Genomic DNA, 5,527 nt, shown 5'->3' on the forward strand with positions numbered 1-5,527 from the left:
GTGTTGACAGGTTTTTTGTGGTGTCTATAATTCGCACCTCGCTTGAACGCAAACGCGTTTTGAGCGGCCCCCGAAGGAGTCGGAAACGAGCTTGAGGGGGTTGACGAGGCGGATTTGTTGCTACATAATTCCGCTTCTGCGCTGAACGAAATTCTTCTCCGGAAGTGGTTCAGTAGCTCTTTAAAAATTTGGACAACCGATAGGTGTGGGTGCTCGGTTGGTGCGGCGTAGCGCGACGCAAGTCGTGCGAAATTCGCAGTAAATTGAGCGCTCATGTCAGTTTCTGATATTGAGTGCGAGTAGATTGAACTTAAGAGTTTGATCCTGGCTCAGATTGAACGCTGGCGGCATGCTTTACACATGCAAGTCGAACGGCAGCACGGGTGCTTGCACCTGGTGGCGAGTGGCGAACGGGTGAGTAATGCATCGGAACGTACCCAGTAGTGGGGGATAGCCCGGCGAAAGCCGGATTAATACCGCATATTTCCTGAGGGAGAAAGCGGGGGACCTTCGGGCCTCGCGCTACTGGAGCGGCTGATGTCGGATTAGCTAGTTGGTGAGGTAAAGGCTCACCAAGGCGACGATCCGTAGCTGGTCTGAGAGGATGATCAGCCACACTGGGACTGAGACACGGCCCAGACTCCTACGGGAGGCAGCAGTGGGGAATTTTGGACAATGGGGGCAACCCTGATCCAGCCATGCCGCGTGAGTGAAGAAGGCCTTCGGGTTGTAAAGCTCTTTCAGGTGGAAAGAAATCACTGCCCCGAATACGGGTGGTGGATGACGGTACCATCAGAAGAAGCACCGGCTAACTACGTGCCAGCAGCCGCGGTAATACGTAGGGTGCGAGCGTTAATCGGAATTACTGGGCGTAAAGCGTGCGCAGGCGGTTGTGTAAGACAGGTGTGAAATCCCCGGGCTTAACCTGGGAACTGCGCTTGTGACTGCACAGCTAGAGTACGGCAGAGGGGGGTGGAATTCCACGTGTAGCAGTGAAATGCGTAGAGATGTGGAGGAACACCGATGGCGAAGGCAGCCCCCTGGGCCTGTACTGACGCTCATGCACGAAAGCGTGGGGAGCAAACAGGATTAGATACCCTGGTAGTCCACGCCCTAAACGATGTCGACTAGTTGTTCGGAGAGGAAACTTTCTGGGTAACGCAGCTAACGCGTGAAGTCGACCGCCTGGGGAGTACGGTCGCAAGATTAAAACTCAAAGGAATTGACGGGGACCCGCACAAGCGGTGGATGATGTGGATTAATTCGATGCAACGCGAAAAACCTTACCTACCCTTGACATGTCTGGAACTTGTGAGAGATCACTTGGTGCCTTCGGGAGCCAGAACACAGGTGCTGCATGGCTGTCGTCAGCTCGTGTCGTGAGATGTTGGGTTAAGTCCCGCAACGAGCGCAACCCTTGTCATTAGTTGCCATCATTAAGTTGGGCACTCTAATGAGACTGCCGGTGACAAACCGGAGGAAGGTGGGGATGACGTCAAGTCCTCATGGCCCTTATGGGTAGGGCTTCACACGTCATACAATGGTCGGTACAGAGGGTTGCCAAGCCGCGAGGTGGAGCCAATCCCAGAAAGCCGATCGTAGTCCGGATTGGAGTCTGCAACTCGACTCCATGAAGTCGGAATCGCTAGTAATCGCGGATCAGCATGCCGCGGTGAATACGTTCCCGGGTCTTGTACACACCGCCCGTCACACCATGGGAGTGGGTTTCACCAGAAGTAGGTAGCTTAACCTTCGGGAGGGCGCTTACCACGGTGAGATTCATGACTGGGGTGAAGTCGTAACAAGGTAGCCGTATCGGAAGGTGCGGCTGGATCACCTCCTTTCAAGAGAAAAGTCGTCATCGACTGAGTATCCACAACCTATCGGTTGTTCAAAGTTAAGCGCGAGCCCGTGAGGGTCTGTAGCTCAGCTGGTTAGAGCACCGTCTTGATAAGGCGGGGGTCGTTGGTTCGAACCCAACCAGACCCACCACTGATCAATGGGGGATTAGCTCAGCTGGGAGAGCACCTGCTTTGCAAGCAGGGGGTCGTCGGTTCGATCCCGTCATCCTCCACCACCGAATCGGTTGTTCAGGTTCGCGTAAGGCTCACGCAAGTGAAGCGTCAGCAGTGTCGAGAGCGTCTCGATAGTGCTGACGTTTTACTGACGCGAAAGCGTCAGAGCGCTCTTTAAAAATTTGGAAGAAGTCGACGCAGTCAATCAGTGATGGTTGGCTGCACCAGTAAAGTAGTAATTGTGTAATTGCATCGCGCCCTCTTTGTTTGCAAACCAGCGGCAAAGAGAAGCGCACAACAGCATGAAGTTCGTCTTGACGTGTGTCTTTGCTTAGGCAGAGCTCAAGGTTATAGGATCAAGCGAATAAGTGCATGTGGTGGATGCCTTGGCGATCACAGGCGATGAAGGACGTGTAAGCCTGCGAAAAGCTGCGGGGAGCTGGCAATAGAGCTTTGATCCGCAGATGTCCGAATGGGGAAACCCGGCCCTTTTAGGGTCATCCCGTGCTGAATACATAGGCACGTGGAGGCGAACGCGGCGAACTGAAACATCTAAGTAGCCGCAGGAAAAGAAATCAACCGAGATTCCCAAAGTAGTGGCGAGCGAAATGGGACCAGCCTGTACGACTAAACCAGAGATTCAACAAAACGGGATGGAAAGCCCGGCCATAGAAGGTGATAGCCCTGTATGTGAAGTGTTTCTGGCGGGTCTGAGCGTACGACAAGTAGGGCGGGACACGTGGAATCCTGTCTGAATATGGGGGGACCATCCTCCAAGGCTAAATACTCGTGATCGACCGATAGTGAACCAGTACCGTGAGGGAAAGGCGAAAAGAACCCCGGGAGGGGAGTGAAATAGATCCTGAAACCGCATGCATACAAACAGTGGGAGCCTCCTTGAGGGGTGACTGCGTACCTTTTGTATAATGGGTCAGCGACTTACGTTCAGTGGCGAGCTTAACCGAATAGGGGAGGCGTAGCGAAAGCGAGTCTGATAAGGGCGACTTAGTCGCTGGGCGTAGACCCGAAACCGGATGATCTATCCATGGCCAGGATGAAGGTGCCGTAACAGGTACTGGAGGTCCGAACCCACTAACGTTGAAAAGTTAGGGGATGAGCTGTGGATAGGGGTGAAAGGCCAAACAAATCCGGAAATAGCTGGTTCTCCCCGAAAACTATTTAGGTAGTGCGTCGTACGGACACTTCCGGGGGTAGAGCACTGTCATCGTTGGGGGGGTCATTGCGATTTACCCCGCGATAGCAAACTCCGAATACCGGAAAGTGATATACGGCAGACAGACATCGGGTGCTAACGTCCGGTGTCAAGAGGGAAACAACCCAGACCGCCAGCTAAGGTCCCAAATACATGGCTAAGTGGTAAACGAAGTGGGAAGGCACAGACAGCTAGGAGGTTGGCTTAGAAGCAGCCACCCTTTAAAGAAAGCGTAATAGCTCACTAGTCGAGTCGTCCTGCGCGGAAGATGTAACGGGGCTCAAGCCATGAACCGAAGCTGCGGATGCGTACCTAGTGCGCATGGTAGGGGAGCGTTCTGTAAGCCTGCGAAGGTGTCTCGTAAGGGATGCTGGAGGTATCAGAAGTGCGAATGCTGACATGAGTAGCGATAAAGGGAGTGAAAAGCTCCCTCGCCGAAAACCCAAGGTTTCCTGCGCAACGTTCATCGGCGCAGGGTGAGTCGGCCCCTAAGGCGAGGCAGAAATGCGTAGTCGATGGGAAACAGGTCAATATTCCTGTACCACTCTTTAATGCGATGGGGGGACGGAGAAGGTTAGATCAGCCGGGCGTTGGATATCCCGGTTTAAGCGTGTAGTCGTGCCCGGTAGGCAAATCCGCCGGGCTTAGACGAGGCGTGATGACGAGGGCTCATTGAGCCTGAAGTGATTAATACCATGCTTCCAGGAAAAGCCTCTAAGCTTCAGTTAAAGAGTGACCGTACCGCAAACCGACACAGGTGGGTAGGTAGAAAATACCAAGGCGCTTGAGAGAACTCAGGAGAAGGAACTCGGCAAATTGACACCGTAACTTCGGGAGAAGGTGTGCCTCTTGTATGTGAAGCCCCTGCGGGTGGAGCAGAAGGAGGTCTCAGAGAATCGGTGGCTGCGACTGTTTATTAAAAACACAGCACTCTGCAAACACGAAAGTGGACGTATAGGGTGTGACGCCTGCCCGGTGCCGGAAGGTTAAGTGATGGGGTGCAAGCTCTTGATCGAAGCCCCGGTAAACGGCGGCCGTAACTATAACGGTCCTAAGGTAGCGAAATTCCTTGTCGGGTAAGTTCCGACCTGCACGAATGGCGTAACGATGGCCACACTGTCTCCTCCTGAGACTCAGCGAAGTTGAAATGGTTGTGAAGATGCAATCTACCCGCGGCTAGACGGAAAGACCCCATGAACCTTTACTGCAGCTTTGCATTGGACTTTGACGGGATTTGTGTAGGATAGGTGGGAGGCTTTGAAGTGGGGACGCCAGTTCTCATGGAGCCAACCTTGAAATACCACCCTGATGTCGTTGAGGTTCTAACCTTGGCCCGTGAATCCGGGTCGGGGACCGTGCATGGTGGGCAGTTTGACTGGGGCGGTCTCCTCCTAAAGAGTAACGGAGGAGTACGAAGGTCTTCTAGGTACGGTCGGACATCGTACTGATAGTGCAATGGCAAAAGAAGGCTTGACTGCGAGACCTACAAGTCGAGCAGGTGCGAAAGCAGGTCATAGTGATCCGGTGGTTCTGTATGGAAGGGCCATCGCTCAACGGATAAAAGGTACTCTGGGGATAACAGGCTGATTCCGCCCAAGAGTTCACATCGACGGCGGAGTTTGGCACCTCGATGTCGGCTCATCACATCCTGGGGCTGTAGCCGGTCCCAAGGGTATGGCTGTTCGCCATTTAAAGTGGTACGTGAGCTGGGTTTAAAACGTCGTGAGACAGTTTGGTCCCTATCTGCCGTGGGCGTTGGAAGTTTGAGAGGGGCTGCTCCTAGTACGAGAGGACCGGAGTGGACGAACCTCTGGTGTACCGGTTGTCACGCCAGTGGCATCGCCGGGTAGCTAAGTTCGGAAGAGATAACCGCTGAAAGCATCTAAGCGGGAAACTTGCCTCAAGATGAGACTTCCCCCGTGACTCGATCACGCTAAAGGGTCGTTCAAGACCAGGACGTTGATAGGCTGGGTGTGGAAGCGCAGTAATGCGTTAAGCTAACCAGTACTAATTGCCCGTGAGGCTTGATCCTATAACCTTGAGAACAATTGCTGTGCGCAATTACTCAATACGCTCTACTACGACTTCTTCCAGTTGCGGCGACGCAGACACGAAAAGCCCTGCGACGCCAACCGTCAAGTCTGACGACCATAGCGTTCTGGAACCACCCCTTCCCATCCCGAACAGGACCGTGAAACGGAACAGCGCCGATGATAGTGCCCATACGGGTGTGAAAGTAGGTCATCGTCAGACTAACCAAAAGAAAAACCCCGCAATCAAACGATTGCGGGGTTTTTTA

At 53.5% G+C, this 5,527-nt stretch carries 2 tRNA genes and 3 rRNA genes; all 5 read left to right on the top strand.

The window, feature by feature from the left end:
- Positions 1-306: 306 nt before the first annotated feature.
- Positions 307-1,844, top strand: a 16S ribosomal RNA gene (locus FHP91_RS20655).
- Between the two features lie 71 nt (positions 1,845-1,915).
- Positions 1,916-1,992, top strand: a tRNA-Ile gene (locus tag FHP91_RS20660).
- Between the two features lie 9 nt (positions 1,993-2,001).
- Positions 2,002-2,077: transfer RNA gene (locus tag FHP91_RS20665), tRNA-Ala, on the top strand.
- A gap of 292 nt (positions 2,078-2,369) precedes the next feature.
- A 23S ribosomal RNA gene (locus tag FHP91_RS20670) occupies positions 2,370-5,260 on the top strand.
- Between the two features lie 108 nt (positions 5,261-5,368).
- Positions 5,369-5,481 (top strand): 5S ribosomal RNA (gene rrf, locus FHP91_RS20675).
- The 16S, 23S and 5S rRNA genes sit together here with 2 tRNA genes alongside, the layout of an rRNA operon.
- The last annotated feature ends 46 nt before the right edge of the window (positions 5,482-5,527 follow it).

The organism is Denitromonas halophila (genome assembly GCF_007625155.1).
Lineage (GTDB): Bacteria > Pseudomonadota > Gammaproteobacteria > Burkholderiales > Rhodocyclaceae > Nitrogeniibacter > Nitrogeniibacter halophilus.